The 16,661-nt window shown below is 42.0% G+C and carries 17 protein-coding genes and 1 pseudogene; 3 read left to right on the top strand and 15 right to left on the bottom strand.

Going from position 1 to position 16,661, the window contains the following annotated elements; genetic code table 11:
* The first annotated feature begins 83 nt into the window (after nt 1-83).
* Nucleotides 84-371: a hypothetical protein gene (locus ACWGOO_RS04600; RefSeq protein ID WP_452481644.1), complete on the top strand. Its 288-nt coding sequence runs from the start codon at nt 84-86 to the stop codon at nt 369-371.
* Nucleotides 372-381: 10 nt separating this feature from the next.
* Here ACWGOO_RS04600 and ACWGOO_RS04595 read toward each other — a convergent pair whose 3' ends face one another.
* From ACWGOO_RS04595 to ACWGOO_RS04560, 8 genes are all read right to left on the bottom strand, one after another.
* Nucleotides 382-2,004: a recombinase family protein gene (locus ACWGOO_RS04595; RefSeq protein WP_452481643.1), complete on the bottom strand. Its 1,623-nt coding sequence runs from the start codon at nt 2,002-2,004 to the stop codon at nt 382-384.
* A gap of 90 nt (nt 2,005-2,094) precedes the next feature.
* A complete protein-coding gene (locus ACWGOO_RS04590) occupies nt 2,095-2,220 on the bottom strand; it encodes an SHOCT domain-containing protein (RefSeq protein ID WP_452481642.1) in 126 nt (41 codons plus the stop codon).
* A 531-nt stretch (nt 2,221-2,751) separates the two neighbouring features.
* Nucleotides 2,752-3,180, bottom strand: a complete 429-nt coding sequence (locus ACWGOO_RS04585) for a phage major capsid protein (RefSeq protein WP_452481641.1) — start codon at nt 3,178-3,180, stop codon at nt 2,752-2,754.
* 104 nt (nt 3,181-3,284) lie between these two features.
* Nucleotides 3,285-4,151 (bottom strand): SDR family oxidoreductase, encoded by an 867-nt coding sequence (locus tag ACWGOO_RS04580; RefSeq protein WP_452481640.1) that lies wholly within the window; start codon nt 4,149-4,151, stop codon nt 3,285-3,287.
* A 1-nt stretch (nt 4,152) separates the two neighbouring features.
* Nucleotides 4,153-4,659, bottom strand: coding sequence for a hypothetical protein (locus ACWGOO_RS04575; protein WP_179031575.1), 507 nt, complete (start codon nt 4,657-4,659; stop codon nt 4,153-4,155).
* A gap of 126 nt (nt 4,660-4,785) precedes the next feature.
* Nucleotides 4,786-5,331: a MarR family winged helix-turn-helix transcriptional regulator gene (locus ACWGOO_RS04570; RefSeq protein WP_452482030.1), complete on the bottom strand. Its 546-nt coding sequence runs from the start codon at nt 5,329-5,331 to the stop codon at nt 4,786-4,788.
* Nucleotides 5,332-6,199: 868 nt separating this feature from the next.
* Nucleotides 6,200-6,508, bottom strand: coding sequence for a phage portal protein (locus tag ACWGOO_RS04565; RefSeq protein WP_452481639.1), 309 nt, complete (start codon nt 6,506-6,508; stop codon nt 6,200-6,202).
* A 35-nt stretch (nt 6,509-6,543) separates the two neighbouring features.
* Nucleotides 6,544-7,020 carry a phage portal protein gene (locus tag ACWGOO_RS04560; protein ID WP_452481638.1) on the bottom strand — a complete coding sequence of 159 codons (477 nt, stop codon included), beginning with the start codon at nt 7,018-7,020 and terminating at the stop codon, nt 6,544-6,546.
* A gap of 23 nt (nt 7,021-7,043) precedes the next feature.
* Here ACWGOO_RS04560 and ACWGOO_RS04555 point away from each other — a divergent pair, with 23 nt between their 5' ends.
* Complete coding sequence (locus ACWGOO_RS04555; protein ID WP_452481637.1) at nt 7,044-8,345, top strand: IS1380 family transposase; 1,302 nt, start codon at nt 7,044-7,046, stop codon at nt 8,343-8,345.
* 502 nt (nt 8,346-8,847) lie between these two features.
* Nucleotides 8,848-9,207, top strand: coding sequence for a putative zinc-binding protein (locus tag ACWGOO_RS04550; RefSeq protein ID WP_452482029.1), 360 nt, complete (start codon nt 8,848-8,850; stop codon nt 9,205-9,207).
* A 322-nt stretch (nt 9,208-9,529) separates the two neighbouring features.
* Here the strand turns inward: ACWGOO_RS04550 and ACWGOO_RS04545 are convergent.
* The 7 genes and pseudogenes from ACWGOO_RS04545 to ACWGOO_RS04515 form a co-directional block, all read right to left on the bottom strand.
* A pseudogene (locus tag ACWGOO_RS04545) lies at nt 9,530-10,153 on the bottom strand (IS3 family transposase); the annotation flags it as partial.
* An 87-nt stretch (nt 10,154-10,240) separates the two neighbouring features.
* Nucleotides 10,241-10,603 (bottom strand): hypothetical protein, encoded by a 363-nt coding sequence (locus ACWGOO_RS04540; RefSeq protein ID WP_452481636.1) that lies wholly within the window; start codon nt 10,601-10,603, stop codon nt 10,241-10,243.
* Nucleotides 10,604-11,073: 470 nt separating this feature from the next.
* Nucleotides 11,074-12,009 (bottom strand): CPBP family intramembrane glutamic endopeptidase, encoded by a 936-nt coding sequence (locus ACWGOO_RS04535; protein WP_452481635.1) that lies wholly within the window; start codon nt 12,007-12,009, stop codon nt 11,074-11,076.
* Between the two features lie 12 nt (nt 12,010-12,021).
* A complete protein-coding gene (locus tag ACWGOO_RS04530; protein WP_452482028.1) occupies nt 12,022-12,387 on the bottom strand; it encodes an FtsX-like permease family protein in 366 nt (121 codons plus the stop codon).
* Between the two features lie 42 nt (nt 12,388-12,429).
* Complete coding sequence (locus ACWGOO_RS04525) at nt 12,430-14,505, bottom strand: ABC transporter permease (RefSeq protein WP_452482027.1); 2,076 nt, start codon at nt 14,503-14,505, stop codon at nt 12,430-12,432.
* An 80-nt stretch (nt 14,506-14,585) separates the two neighbouring features.
* Entirely contained in the window at nt 14,586-15,269 is a 684-nt protein-coding gene (locus ACWGOO_RS04520) for an ABC transporter ATP-binding protein (RefSeq protein ID WP_452481634.1), read from the bottom strand.
* Nucleotides 15,250-16,482, bottom strand: a complete 1,233-nt coding sequence (locus tag ACWGOO_RS04515) for a site-2 protease family protein (RefSeq protein WP_452481633.1) — start codon at nt 16,480-16,482, stop codon at nt 15,250-15,252. The genes ACWGOO_RS04520 and ACWGOO_RS04515 overlap by 20 nt, the downstream gene beginning before the upstream one ends.
* Nucleotides 16,483-16,661: the final 179 nt, after the last annotated feature.

The following is a 16,661-nucleotide window of genomic DNA, read 5'->3' as shown; positions in this document are numbered from 1 at the left end:
CTCCACACAAAACAAATGACTTGCCATCCCTCCCCATCAGAGTTAACATACACACACTCAAACCACGGGGGGGAAAATACGCTATGCCAGATTGGCCAGAATGGTTTCAAGAAGCATTACGCCAACGATTTTATCAATTAGAACTTGCCAGTGAACAACAGGCTTCATGTTCATCAGAGGACAACAATCTATTCACTCAAATGGATCAATTCAAAACCAACCAAAACGAGGATATCCAACGTCTGTTATCCGAATGGGAAGAAGCCATAGGCTATCAGTTAAGCCAAGACAAACAATCCATCTATATGGAAGGAGTTAAAGACGGGATTCGATTGATCCTTCCCGTCATGCAAACAACAGCTACTCGTTAGCTATCTTTTATCAGTCCAATATTTCATCTATGCTCATTCCACTTTTCAAGGTAAAAACAAAATGCGCTGGTGAGAGAATCGTGATCTTCTCCACCAACGCATTAAATAGGTTATCATCAAATTGTTCCAGTATATCTTGCCGTGAGCTTAGGATTTGAATAACCTCATCGACACGTTCCTTGATTTTCTCCTTCTGATCCTCTTCCTCCTCTAATATCAGCATCTGTTGTCTTAGCTCATTGAGCTCGCCGGGAAGTCTGTTCGTTTCTTCATCATATATAATCTCATCAATCTGATTCCGCAGCTTAAGATTCACTAATTCCTTCAAGTCGGATTTCAATTGTTGCATCTTTCCTTCAATGTCCAATAGCGGTTCTTGCCCTATTTTGCTGGAAAGCACTGATTCAATATTGGCTTTCAGCGTTTTAATCCATCTTTTCTTGTTCTCATACATCCGGTTAAACAATCGTACAAACGCGGAATATAAAACTTGTTCATCAACCGATTTGGCATCACATGCTGCCCTACCTTCATTGACATATGTTTTGCATTGCCATACCACTTTTTTGGATGGATTATTGCTGTTCCAGGTTCGGCGTTTGAAAATAGCTCCACAGCATCCGCAATATACTTTACTGCTTAGTGCATATTTACTAGAGTATCTTTTACTCTCCCCCATGACATTTCCTTTCAGCTTGGCACGTCTTACCTTCTCTTTTTGCACCGCCTCAAATATTTCTTTGGATACAATCGGTTCATGGTTATCTTCAATTAAATATTGCTGCTCCTGTCCTTTATTCCTGATTCGTTTGTGGGTTAGAAAATCTACCGTTACCGTCTTTTGCTGAAGCAAAGCTCCGTAATATTTCTCATTGGTCAGAATTAAGGTAATGGAGGAATCCCACCACGTATCGCCACCCGTAACTGTTTTAATGTGATCTCGCATCAATCCTCTAGCAATCGCCTGATAGCTTTTGCCATCCAGATACTCCTCGTATATACGCCGTACAATCTCTGCTTCCTTCTCATTAATGACCAATTCACCATGTTCATCTTTATCATAGCCAAGGAAGCGAGTCGTATTGCAGAAGACTTTTCCGTTCTGGAAGCCACGCAGTATTCCCCATCGGCTGTTTTCAGAGATATTCCGACTCTCATCTTGGGCAAGGGAACTCAGGATAGTCAGTAATACTTCGCCTGTGGTATCGAGTGTATTAATGTTCTCTCGTTCAAAGAATACAGCCACTCCGAGACTTTTAAGTTCCCGTACATATTTCAATAAATCCAGTGTATTCCTAGCAAATCTCGAAATCGACTTGACCAGTATGAGATCCAGTTTACCATTTCGGGCATCCTGTATCATCCGATTAAAATGTGTTCTATTTTGGGTACTGGTTCCGGTGATCCCTTCATCGGCGTAAATATCAGCCATTTCCCATTCCAAGTTGTTTTGAATATATTGGGTATAATGATTGACCTGATTGGTATAGCTCTCCTTTTGCTCCTCAGAATCGGTACTGACCCGACAATAGGCAGCGACTTTCTTTTTCTGGATGGGCTGAATTCCCTCTACGATGTCCAACGTTTTCACGGGAACGATCACGACTTTTTTTGCGGTTGCGGCTTGTGCCATAGGTGTTTCTCCCTTCGATATCTTCTTTATACGGTCACATGGTATAATGCTTGCGGCACATCATCAAGTCCATTTCTGCCCATGTTATAGCTACTTGAAAGATTTTTTATTAAGCTGGTCAATCGCTATAAACTCTTCTTCTGTTATCAACTGTTGTGATCTCAATTGCTTCAATAGGCTTAGACTGAGCAAGTAGTCGATAGATTTTGTTTGCATATGTATGTGCTCCTTTGAAATAAAAATGGCTCACCTCTAAGGCAAGCCAATAGATATAAAGCTTAGAATAAATTTTTAAGGCTAATGGTCTTTTCTATGGCAATGTTAGGATCGCTTACTAAAGTGGCTGTTAATATTTAAGTAGTGGATCAGGATATCGTCTTTAGATATATCTGTTGGCTCCATACCCAATAATCGTTTCATCAAATCCATTAGCTCACTCATGTGCTGGCTCCTGTTCTTCCTTTACCTGTGCCTTCTCGGTACGCTTCATATTCTTGACAACTTGAGCTTTCGTTTGGGCTACTTCTTGCTCAGTCTTATTTTATTGTGGTTCCTCCACTTGCTCATATTGCCCACTATTCTGTAAACGCAGCACCAACTCCTGATCCGTGACTTCCCATGTGCAGCCTGTTCCTTGATTCAAAAACCACATCTTATCATCCTCCAAAAATGAAAAATAGGGTATCCAAAACAGATACCCTGAACAATTTCTTCTATTATAATGTGCTCTCATATCATCACTTTCAATTAAGACTTATTGACCGTGAGTACAGCGAGAGCTTCAGGCTTGATACATTTAGCACCGAATACCTGCAACCCTTTCACCGCATCTGAAAATTGCTTCTCTGGTCTGAACGCTTCCACCGAATCCACTTGACCCGCAAAAGAAATGTTACTCTTATGACAAGCGATGATTTTATACTTGGCTCCTCCTGTATTTGGCGCATTGTTGGATTTATAAACGGTCATGCTATCAATATCTCCGACATAGCCTGTGCGGATAACATTCGGGTCTTTCGTGAAACGAGCATCCTTTAAAAGCAAGCCATAGTACCATGCAGGAACTACCACAAAACGCTCGCTTTCCGGTACATTGTTCTCATCCAATAGTACGCCTAAATCAATTAGTAAATCATACGCCGTTGAAGAAGTTGGAACTAGAGACGGTTGTATCATTGCCGTTGTTTTTTTCGAACTATCGTTCTCCGGTACAATGGCTTAAATAATATCAGAGCAAGATGCTGCCAACGACACTTATTTCAAAATAGGTAGACTCGCCTCTACCGGAAATGATCTACACACTCATGCAGAAAGGCGTTTAACGTGCGTGGCTCTCTGCCGAGCAAGCGCTTCACAGTGTCATTAGGACTTTCAGGTACCAGTGTAGACATGGTTTGAATTTCCACAACGTGGTTCGCGAGCCAAGGAGGCATATTCCCATGCTCGATTAGATTACGGAGTAGTACTTGAGGCTCCATGTTGATGTAGCTTATCGGCCGATTAAGCAGAGCTGATAGTTGACTCGCAATCTGTGGATAGCTAAAGATCTCAGAACCGGTAAGCGTATATATCTGGCCTGACACCTCGCGGTTGGTCAGAACTTCTGCGGCGACATCTGCGATATCACGACAGTCAATGAAGTTACAGGCTGAATCGCCCATGGCGCCGAAGAAAACATTTTGGGTTGTGATCGTTGATGCAAGGCGCAATAAGTTTTGCATGAACGCATAAGGGCGCAGCACGGTGTGGGTGAGACCCGATTCGCTCAGCGTTTTCTCGATTTCTTGATGCCAGCCCGCCACTGCCACTGGAGAGCTCTGCTCAAAGGCAGGACTGGATATTTTTACGATGTGTTTGATTCCAGCTTCGGCGGCAATCTGAATGATCGAAGTTTCCAATTCGATTTGTATTGGACTGTTGGACATGGCAAGGAAGAGTTGGCTAGCTCCTGTAAACGCGCGACGCAGCGATTCGGGGTCGGAAGCATCAGCCGATGCGACCTCGATAGTCGACCGGCCTTTTTCTCCAATCTGATCACGCAACTTCTCAGGCTCTCTGCTCAGCGCTCTGGCGGGTACGCCAAGATCAATCAAACGTTCTAAAAGCATACTGCCTATCGTACCTGTTGCTCCAATAATAACTATCATTTTATCTTCTCCTTTTGGATGAAAAATTTGTTGTGACGGCAAGACGCCACCGCCATGTCACTATCGTGCTTGCTATGAATCCAGACAACGGGAAGTCGATCCAGACACGACTGACCCAGGCCAAGTGATTGCTCGGAATCATAATTTCTAGTAAACCAGATGTCGCCCATGCGGCGAATAGCCCAAATGTTGCTCCCATCAACGCGAACATCCCAACCACAACCAAGTGAGGTGCGCCAATGATCCACCGTCGGTTATGTACTCCTCTGCCGCGCAGCCAAAGGCCGAGCATCAAAGCCAAGAAAGCCGAGGCTCCACCAATGGTGGTCAAGGCCCCTATTTGAAGCCCCTTGTCGGCAGTGACCAATCCCCCGATACCTGCCATAATGGCAGGAGACGCATAGGCCATTACAACTTCACGCCACAGTACAAAAGTCTTTGCGCCAGAACCAGCAGATTTGATTTCGTAAACACCATCCGTCTGATTGGGGTATTCTGTCTTGTTCATTTAGTTGCTCCTTTTTTCTTTTTAATCGTTCAGCGCTTGCTTTCAGTGATATATAATTAGGATCCTAACTATATAAGAGTGAAAATGGGCTAGCTTCACTAGCCCGTTCTACTCATTACTGATGTGTTACTTTGGTTTGCTTGGTTCGTCCGTAAGTGCTGAGATGCCTTTTGTAACTCGGCCTAACAGGTCGAGAAATACACTGCGCTCCTCGATATTGAGTAAGCCCACCATGGCTTCCAGCCGAGCGAAATGCTCAGGAGCCATTTCACAGAGCTTCTTCGCTCCTTGCTCTGTCAATATGACCGCTTTTTGACGTCCATCGTCTGCACTTGATCGCCGGGATACTAGGCCATCTCGCTCAAGAGTATCGATAAGACCAGTCACTGTAGCACGTGTCACACCTAGATGCTCCGCTAATTGCGAGGGCAACTCTTCTCCTTCGTTATCTTCAAGGTCTGCCAATAAACGATATCGCCCTGTTGATAAACCGAATCTGGAGAAATGAATCTCTGCGGCATGTCCAAGCTTGGCTCCGGCTTCCATTAGCCTAGACGCGACGAGTATAGCCTGTGCGTCTAGGTCCAGGTTATAGCGATCAATCTGACGCTTGGATTGTACAAGCGAGGGAATAGCGTCAATATCCTTTGTTACTTTATTATCCTTGCTCATATATATAGTATGGTCGCTAATTACTTTTGTGTCAATACTTTTTTGTCGTATCATAATTCCTATATTTTTCTTTTTTCAAATATCAAGATTGGCTCATAAGAATTTTTCCTCCATATTTCTTCATACTCGGAGTTGTATTCCTTCTCGGACACTGCCAAAGACTTCGTTAGCTTAATGGCGTTCCACCTCCTTGGTCTAACCATTTTTTTCTAACAAAAGGATCTACACACCCGCTCCCCACTTTTGGGTATTTTTCATCCTTATTTTATTTGGATTTTTGACAGCCTAAAGCGTTACATCAAGCCTATTGTTTGCCTAAACTTCAGAAACGTATATGTATGCTGAACCTGTATCATATTGAATATCATGCTCAGTACAATGATGTAACGCTTTAGAAAACGTAAAAACGAGAAATAGGTACAAACATACCAGCTCCTCATTTTGGGTTGTTTTTAACCCTTAGTTTATATGACTTTTTTAACCCCTAAAGCGTTACATCGAGCCGTCTTTTTGTCTGAACTTCCGAACACGTATCCTGATATTTTCTTTTCTCGCCTTACCTCTACATTTCTCACAATATTTCTGCCGATTCGAATTTGCCGAAAATATTCCTCCACAACGTGTACAGTTCACCCTCGGCTTTGCTGTCTTAGGCTCAGTCTCTACATTACGTTTAGACTTATATTCTTGATCCAGCTTCTCGTCCATTGGCAAAACCCTATTTTCAAAATATATACAACGGGGCAGATCATCATCTTGAGCGAAAAATACACATGGGCCATCTTGTAAACAGCAATAGTTTGGGATACCATGCTTTGCTCCAAGATAGCATGCACAATTATTCTTAACTAACCGCTTGATACTATTTTTATTCTGCAGCTGATACCTCCTTATCCGTACCAACTAATCGTTGCTGCTCCGAATGAAATTTATTGAATTCCAGCTTCGGATTCTCAACAAACGGAAGCAACGTGAGCAACGTTTCCTGAGATACGACTTGCTGCAATTTAACGATCACATCAGCCATCCCCACCAAATCTGTCGGTAAGTTACGAGTAAATTTTACGGCAATATCACGGTAATCATATTGAACGCCTTCTTTAATGTGCAGGTAGGTGAAGAAATTGCGTAGTCGTTGCTTGATCGCCTTTTCCATTAACGCTTCACGCATTGCCACTCGATTCTCCAGATTCAGCAGCTTGTCTCTGAGCGCTAAGGAGGAGGTATTGCTGCCCAGTTTTCATTGAAGTTCACCTGATCCATCATATCGAAGATTTTGCGTTCAATGTTATCCAACTCGTTTTTCACAAAAGAATCGTTAATCTCCTTCGTAAGCCAGCTCACCTTTCCTCCAGCCGGAACCTGAATAATGCCCATCTTCTTCATATTCAATAAATCGTCGGCTTCCAACTTGGCATTCTCAATCACCAGATAGGCGTTGCGATGATCTGCAATTTCATTGACCAAATCGGAATTCAGCGTGTTATAAGCATCAAATAAAGAAATCACATCATGAAAGCCGCTTTTCCTCTCTGTATTGGCTGGACAGGGGATAAGCGGGACTCTTCCAAAGATGTGATTATGTTTGCCGATATATTTTAACCTAAATTTCGAAAGTAACCTTCTATTAAAGAACAAAAAAAAGGGCTCAAATCTTTGGTAGAATGGTGTTTGCGAGAACAAAATCACCCAAAGAGAGGAGCACCTTTTAGGTGAAGTCTACCACACCCATCCATAAAATCAAGACCGAATTTTCACTGGATCAGTCCACAAGCATCGGAGGAAGCAAGATCTTCCTCGATTATCTCGAAAAAATTAAACTGAGCCAGGTGCTGCAAATCTTAGCCGGAGGCAAAGCACACAATGCCTTGTTCCCCGTGCATCGCATTCTGCTATATCTCATTGTCGGCTGGGTTCTCGGCTGTGAGCGTCTTTTTCACTTTCGCCGATGGCAAAAGGACTCTCTCCTTCAGCGGTTTCTTGGAGGACGCTGTCCACACCACTCCCTTCTCTACAAAGAACTGGATCGGCTGGGGAATGCCAATCCTCATGTTCAAATAGAACTCCGGCAAGTGAACCTCGAAGTGATCCGGCCTTGTCTGCCTTCCAAGCTCATTCTCGATTTGGATTCGACGGTGGAGACGGTCTATGGCCATCAGGCCAAAGCAGCAAAAGGCATGAATGCCCATAAACCGGGGCGAAAAAGCTACCACCCCTTGCTCGCTTTTGAGGGACAATCCCGCCTTTGCCTGAATGCCGTGCTCCGCGCAGGAAATGTTCACTCCTCCACCGAGGCTGTCCCTTTTCTGGAAGAGACCTTTAACCTCTTCGGTCTGCACCAGGTTCTCTATTCCCGGTTTGACAAAGGTTTTGGCGGCGAAGACTTCTATTCCATGTGGGAGGGGCGGAAGGTTGGATACGTGGGCAAAATGAAATGGACAAAGCGCTTGGCAACAGAAGTGGCCGCTTGCCGGTACTGGAAACGTTACGTGGACGAAGACTGGATCATGGAAGGCATCGCTCTTGGGTACCAAGCCACGTCTTGGAAAAAGCCTCGGCGGGTCGCCGTGATCCGCAAGGCAAAAGTCGTTGATGATGACCAAGCTTGTCTCCTGCTGGATACCGACTGGGAGTACGAGGCCATCGTCACGAACCTGGATTGGGAATCCATCGATTTGTGGCGCTTTTATAACCAACGCTGTTGTATGGAGAACTACATCAAGGAAGCCAAACGCGGATTTTCCATCGACAAAATCGTCACCGGCTCTTTTGAAGCGAATGAAATCGACCTGCTCGTCAAATTACTGGCCTATAACCTCTACGAGCGCTTCAAACGAGATTGCTGCGAACCGGTTCATAGGGGCTATACCATTGCAAGGTTTCGTCTGAAATTCATCCACTGTGCAGCAACGCTGGTGAGTCACAGTCGAACCACCGTTCTCAAACTGGCGAAGACATTCACAAACCGCCACATCTGGAAACGGATGGAATTCCGCATTGCCCATCTAGAATGAATACTTCCAAAATCTAACATCGAAATTCAGATGCCCGGTCTTCTGGGGTGGGGGAAGTTGTATGCTGGAAATCCATTTTTGAATATTCCCCCTGCAAATCACCCCTTATTCTTACAGATTTTCCGAATGCTGAGTCTCTCGATTCCTTACTGTTACGGGCTTTCGAAATTCAGGTTCATCTATTCTAAAATGGAATATTTCTTCTGATTGAACTCTCTTAATAATTGAAGGGCTGTGAGAGGATAATAGAACTTGTGCATTCTCTCTTCTAGATATTTTGTTCAAATATCCATTACGCGGCCCAATAAATGAAGGGACATATGATTTTCGGGCTCCTCGACAGCTAGGAGGCAGGAAGAAATTTGAGAGAATGTTGTCGTGACCATTATCACAGTTCAGTCTGTAAGTTTAGGTTAAGATACAGAAAAAAATAATTTTGTTTCATCTAAAACAAAAAAATACCGTGATTGATTACAAAGAAAAAACAGGGAAGTGTACAAAGATGAAAAGAACTGATTTACCTCTTGTCTATTCATGTTCTGGATGTTCCTCCGCAGCACAAACCGCTAACATGATCGCTATAAAAATGGATCGAGAAAAAGTCGCTGAAATGTCTTGCATTGCTGGTGTTGGTGGTGATGTCAAGCCACTTGTCAGAACAGCAAAATCGGGACGTGACATCATTGCAATTGATGGCTGTCCCTTGTCCTGTTGCAAGAGTTGCTTAGCAAGGCATGAAGTTCAACCCAAACACCATTTCACGCTGTCTGACTTTGACGTACCCAAAGTAATAGGAGAAGATCCTAACCCCAATCATTATAGGAATGCTTACACACAAATCTTAGAACTAATTGGACAATAATTCTTAATCAAAATAAAGGTGTGCATCGAAAGATGACTCAACTTTTTTTTAATAGATGAGTATTGCACCAAACGGAGACTGATTGTGCAACAAACTGGGCTGCATCCGGCAGCCTTTTTGCTCCGCTAAAGTGAGAAGTGATTGTTATGAAAACTAAATTTAAAATTTTTTGGGGTTTGACGATAGCCTTGCTCTCGTTACAGCCGTAAATGAAATTCCATTAAAAAATATAAATGTAAAATGTTTGAATTTCATTGAGACAGATAAATATATCACTCAAAAAGGTTCTTCAAAGACAAAATCAAGATAGCAGATGACTATACTAAACAGCTTTTTTGTGGTGTCTCTGTTTGAATACAGCCCGACTCAAGTAATCCAGAGATCCATGAATCCGAATATGGTTAAACCAGTGCACGTAGTCATATAATTCTGTGGTAAGCTCAGCTAAACTATGACGTTTCTTCACAAACTCCGTTTTGAAAGTTTTAAAAGTGGCTTCCGCAACGGCATTGTCTTAGGGGCATTCTTTCATGCTCAAGGGGCGCTCAATCTGAAAAGTATCCAGTGCCTCATCAATGAGTTTGTTCTTGAACTCATTTCCTCGGTCGGTATGAAAGAGCTGGATGTCATTCAAATTGCCCTTGATTAAAGCCAGAGCGCGGTAAACCAGCCCGAATTCCTTCATGATTCGTCCAACTCTCCGCCTGGATACCGTAAAGCCTTGCTGGTGCAACTCTTTTTTAATCTTACGCGTACCGTAGTTTTGGCGGCTGCTTTGAAAAATGTCCACAATCCTAGAGGAAAGCTCATCCTCCGATGTAGCCTCGACATTGCGCTCTTCATAATAATAGGTGCTTCTAGGGAGTTTCAGTACGTCGCACATGGCTGATACCGAGTATTTGTGTTTGTTCTGGCGAATTACATTTACTTTCGTCCCATGATCAGCATGGAAAACAAGCTGGCGCGGACTGTAAAAAACAGTCCACCAGCTTGTTTAGAAGAGTGAACCGAAGAGTTCAAACGATCAGCATTGTTAAACTGCTTTGAAAGAATAGGTCTCAATCAACTTGCCCTTCTTATCGTAAACATAAACAACTGCTTTTCCAGCAGAATAATTCTCGAGAATTCCACTGGGGGAACTCACTCTCCAACTGCCACCATAAGAGGTTACTCCATAAGAATAGCCATAGCCTCTTACTAAAGTCACTTTACTGCCGGCGGGTATCGTTTTCTCAGGATGTTTCACAACACCAGCTAATTCAAGATTATGATCTGGTTGTCTCGTAAAATCAGATACGCCAAGTTGACTTACTTCTTGTGCACTAGCACTTTGAGTACCCACTACTGAGAATAACGCTGCCCCTGCAACTGCCACCATTAACATTAAACGATTCATGGTTCACTTCTCCTTTTCGGATATTTTGTTACTAGATAAGTATACATTATTCTGTTCAAATAAAGTACCAATGATTTCTAATTTTTCTATCCCTGTAAAGTAGTGGGGCCACTGAAAGAATCTATACAATGGTGACGACCTTCTACCGCAGCGCTTGTCCATCAGCAACGATGAGTAGTTCACGATTTCTTTTTCCCGATTACACATCGTTTTCAGAGTGCTCAGGCCAGCGGAATGGTCGATTTTATCTCCCTGCTCACACCAACGCTTGAATCCCAGCTTTGTAACGGTATAGTTTGGGGTGTCTTTATAATGTGTTTAATGGTGATGGACTTGTTCATATAGCAAATGAAGCTGTACATTTTGCAGCTTCCCTTCACTGGTAGCCACCTAACAAAAGGAATAATTTTTATTCTCATTTTTCGCCTTGGAGCCTCGTAAATCATACGAACAGTCTTAACTCTCACTTCCTATTTCACAAAACTAGCAAGAATAATAAAGCTATCCATAAAAGCATGAACGATCATGGGCCCTGCTAGATTTTTTGTACGCATCCAGATCAAGCCCATCAATAATCCTGTGATAAACTGCTCTGTCAAAACTGTGGAGAGTGACCAAGTTAGGTTTCCGTGCGTAGCCCATGAAGTAAGGAAGTAGGCATACGGTACATGATAGAGAGCAAACAGTAGAGAAGCTAAGAATAAGCCGCTCGCCTCAGACCTTGTGAAGCTTGATAATCGAGATTGCAGAATGCCTCGAAACATTACTTCCTCTGTAAAGCCAGGAAGGAGAAAAGCCATTACTAAGCTTAATGGATAAAAGAGGACTGCTTGATCAGGTTTCTGGAAAACAGTCATCACTTTGGAAAGTTGTTCTTCGCTAAGGGAATAGAGAATAATGGGTATAAGCAAAAGGCATGTAACACCAGCAAGCGTTATCGTTTTTCCCAATCCCTGACGCGTTAATCCCACCGAACTCAGTAACTCTCTAAACGTTCCACCTTGCTTCCCTCGCGCTGACTGAATCAAAATAAGCGGTACAATGACCAATGTTATCCAGTTTGTTTCCTCATTAATTAGAACGCGTAAATCCTCGTTGCCCAAAACAACACTGTAGATGATCAATACGATCACATACCAGATGAGGCTCACTTTTGCTTCTTCATTCGATATCTGTACGGATGTCGTTTCAAGTTGATAAGCCCGTAACCAAACAAACACTACAACACCGGGTAAAATTACGCCAATAGCGTATATAGGATGAGATATCCATTCATCTGTGAAAACACCCATTACAACCAGTGCGGCGATATAAATAAATAGAACCAGCAAGGTGAAGGGCTGAACCCAACCTGTTAGACGATTAGGTGTTTGATTTGTCGGGATCTGAGAAGGAGCTTTTGACATAAAACCACTCTCCTAACGTAGCATTTCAATTGGTTTCGCCGCCAAAGACTGCAAAGATGCCAATAAGGAAACGAGCAAGGTTACAAGCATCGACATCCCAATGCCGATGACTACCCAATAGACATTCATTAACATGAGCGATACATGGAACACGGAAAGCAGTATGACGAAAGAGAAAATCAATGCTAAACCAGTTGCTACGACACCTGCTACAAAAGAAAGAATCGCTTTTTCAGTTAAAATAGATAAAATCAGTTTTCTTGTAGAGACACCTACGGTTTTCATAATGGCAACATCTCGTTTTTGTTGTAAAAGCGAGATCACCACTTGATTTCCAATCATTAATCCAGAAGTTAAAAATGCAAGTAAAGAGACGATAGAAAAAAAGTTGCTAAATGTATCTACGACATTTTGTAAACTCTATGCCACGGTTTGCTTGATGGAATAAGCCATTGCAGATTCAGGCAGCTTTTGGTTGAGCAAATCCAAGATATTCTGTATCTTACCTGCATTTGCGTCTACATAGTAAGAAACACGCGTTGGTTGACCGTACTTCTGCATGGTTTGTTCAGGAAGACGTATCTCTGCTGTCTTAAATAAATTGGATTCGAAAAAGCCAATGACTTTTACATTCATCGTTTTATGGTCCAAGTTAACTTTAAGAGTATCCCCTTCTTTTACTCCCAATTCTGTTTGGAAGTCTTCAATTAACAAGGCGTGTAGAGCACCGTTGTCTTCCGGAGTAAAGTCACGACCCGAGGAGATTTTATACGAATGGTTTTTTTCTTGTAAGTCCACAGCTTCTGTAGAAAATTTCATATTTTCGAACACTTTACTGATTCGCCCTAGACTTTTCAGTTTCTCAATCGCACTTTGATCGTTTATCCGTAACAACTGTGTTTCTTGTTTATATCCTTTTTTATAGGAGATGATTCCGTCAGTTGTGCTCAGTAAATTCTCAACTACTTTTACGTCACTCGCAGAGGAAGTGAGCAACACATTTCCTTTGGATTGGACTTCCATTTGCATTTGAATCACTTGGATAAGATTATCTGTAAGTACATGACTTAGAACGACAGATAGCACACCAACAGTCAATGTTACTGATAATAGACCATTCCTTTTGTATCCCATCGATAAGTTATGTAAAGCTAAATAGATAGGTTGAGAGAAAAGTGATTTTCCTCTCCCCAAAAGCCGAAAGAGTAATCCAAAGATCCAAGAAGTCACATTGATTAGTCCAATCATCAACAATAAGATCACCATGGACGTTAATGAAGCGAGAAGCAAATTAGATATTTGAAAAGAACCAACTGAATCAAACATGACATCCTGCAAATAGAAACCAACCACTACACTTGCAAAGAAAAGGATCTGCAGCTTTTTAAAAAAAGGTAATTTCCCCTCACCTATAGGCTCTGTTCCACGAAGTAACTGTAAAGGAGACATATGTGATACGCTACGTAACGGCATCCAAGCTGCAATAATAGTTACTAAAATACCTACTGGCAAAGTGGAGACAATCGCTTGCCAACTAAATTCCCAATGAAGAGGCAAGACAAGAACAGCACCCATATAGGAAGAAAACCACACACTAGCAATTTCTCCAACCAGAATTCCTCCAATGGTTCCAAGTAGCCCGATTAAAAATGCCTCGACAGCGAAACTGTACATGATGAAGCTATTTTTGAGACCAATGGCTTTCATCACGGCTACTTCTCTGATACGAGTAGACATCATAATCGTCATTGTATTAAAGGTAGTCATACCGGCTATAGCAAGTGTAATAAGACTGAACACACGCAAAAACAGTAACAAAGAGCGGACGTCGGTCAGCATCTTTTTCTCTTTGTCGGCTGAATCCAATACATTACTTCCTTCGATGGCTGCAGTTGTATTTTTTCGTATCTGACCGATTTCTTCGTTGTTCGTAAGAGTGACCCACGCTTCATTTGTGATACCTGGTGTTAAGTTTTGCAAATGTATCAACGGATTGTAACCCATATAGATCATGCCAAAAATCATAGAATCTCCATATGACTCTTGGATCTTTTCTACCAATCCACGAATTTGAAAAGTAGTAAGCTCGCCCTGTTTATTCGGAAGCGAGATGTTATCCCCTTCTTGCACTTGTAAGCGATTGGCGAGATTTTTTGTGATCAAGACCTCGTTTTCGTGTAACGAGCGAACACCCGGAAGCATATCTTCTCCATAGAGAGGATACTGTTTGGGATCAATCCCTTTTACAAAAGCACTCGTTATTTTGTGGTCTGATCTGATCATCGTGTTTGTGACATACCCAATCGTCATGTTTTTTCTTGCGTGATCAGGTATCACTTTTTCCAAATCTGTCAGAGTAGTAGGCTTCATATAAGCTTGAATTTGGATATCTCCCCCTAAAACTTTCTTGGAGGATTCATGTACTGCCTGCGGTACAAGCTCAGAAAGCATAGACATACAGAAAAAACTCGCAACTCCTATGGCTATACTTGTCATCGTAAAAAAAGTTCTTAACTTATTTCGAGATAAACTCCGAAAAGAAGATAGCCACAACATGGAAACTTCACAACCTTTACTTAATTTTCTTGGATTTGCCCATCTAAAATGTGCAGTACCCGATCTGAAACTTCGGCAACGTTTGGATCATGTGTTGCTATGACAAATGTTGTGCCTACCTTTTCTCGGAGGCTACATATAAGATCAAGAATGAGTTTGCCGGTCGTCGAATCAAGGTTCCCCGTTGGCTCATCGGCAATGATGATAGATGGATGATTGGCAAGAGCTCTGACAATGGCTACCCTTTGTTGTTGTCCGCCCGACAGTTGACTCGGCAGATGATTACAACGCTCTTTCATTTCTACCATATCTAGCAGTTCAAGCGCTTTTTGTTCCATTTTGAAATTACTTTTTCCTTTTGCAGACATCAAGGAGAGCATTACATTTTCTTTGGCAGTCATGGTGGAGATCAAATTGTAAGCCTGAAAGACAAAGCCAATCTTTTTTGCGCGATACTCGGTAAGTTGGCTCTCGGTCAAACCAGTAACCTCATCACCATCAATCATTAATTGACCAGAAGTTGGTGTATCCAAGGTTCCTAAAATACCAAGCAAAGTAGACTTTCCACTTCCGCTTGGTCCCATAATACTGACAACCTCACCTTTACGAATGTCTGTGTTGACCCCTTTTAAAACTTGTAAGGTACCTGACTCTGTTTGATACTCTTTTCGGATATTTCTTACTTCAACAATTACTTGAGACAAAGATTATCCCTCCTTCATCATTTGTTTTATTTGTTTTATCTGTTTCTTCTTTTGTATAAGGCGATAGCTCATGTTCAAAACTAGTTGTACGAGGATCACCAACGCAAGCATCCATAATCCTTTCGTACTTTCCAAAGTCAACGGACGTACTGCTAATAACGTATGGATCATCGTATACAAAATATATGAGATCACTGCTGTTGCCATAAGGATATAGAGTGAAAAGTAGGACAGAACGAAGTTTTTTCTCCATCATTCTTATGCTCTTGTGAAAAGCACCCCTCGACTCCTGATGACGCAGTAGATATCCCTTTATTCCCGTTTTAAGTAAGGCAAAGGCTCTTGTATGAACATTATAAATACCAATTGCATCATTCAATGCCCAAAAACCATCATAACGTAGGATAGGGTTTAGGTTTAAAACGACAGAATATAAAATTAATTGGTTAGCAATCAGTATGTCTCGTTCCGCTGCCAAACTATACCAAATGGCAAGACCGGATATCATTATTAACTGGAAGTATATACCTGCAAAATCTATTACAACCCTCTGCTTACGGGGTAATTTCCACGCTTCACTTAGATCTACAAACATCACAGGCACCAACATATATAATCCTATCCCAATATCACGTGGACGAATACCATATCGGTATGCTGCCACCACATGCCCAAACTCATGGAATACAATAGATAAGAGAAGAAGTATGAGTGACATTCCAACTCCACTAAAAGTTCCAAATGCCCCCATCATATCTGCTGTTTGTACTTGGTAAAAGTTCAAAAGCAAACAAAATCCCATCCCAAATAGCGTGAGGATGGACCAAGGTTTTTGAAATAACCAATGAAAAGGCTTCGCTATTTTTTCAAAACGCTCTCCTGTCATAAGTGGCGTTCGAAATAAAATAGCTGAGTTATGTTCAGACTTTTTGGCATAACCAGCGAGTACACCGTGAGGAATTAATAAATTCTCAACAAAATAGCATAACTCTTCTATTTCGATATATAGATCGTATTTCTGTTTTAACTGCTCTTTTATCTCTTCGTATGAGAGATTTCCATTCATACAGGAGAATATGTTGAGTAATCTCTCTGTAACTTTTAATTGCAGCCCTGTCTCAAAAGAAACAATATAGTGACTTCCCTTGTCCCAGATATCCATGGGACTGACTGTATATGGAAATAAATGAGGATTGCTAATTTTCCTATCCACATTTTCACCCCAAAGCAGGATAGAAACTCCACATGAAAGTGGAGTTTCTTCGTTGAATAAGTGCCAACACCGAAATCAGTTCCTGATTTTCACAACAATTTAAGCCTCTAAAAATGTGGCGTTGCAGAAGTACAACCCAAATATCATAGACACCTAAATTCCTGTTCACAAGCAGACGA

The organism is Paenibacillus sp. NPDC055715, assembly GCF_053617595.1.
The sequence above is the reverse complement of the archived record's forward strand: the minus strand, read 5'-3'. Positions and strand labels throughout refer to the sequence as shown.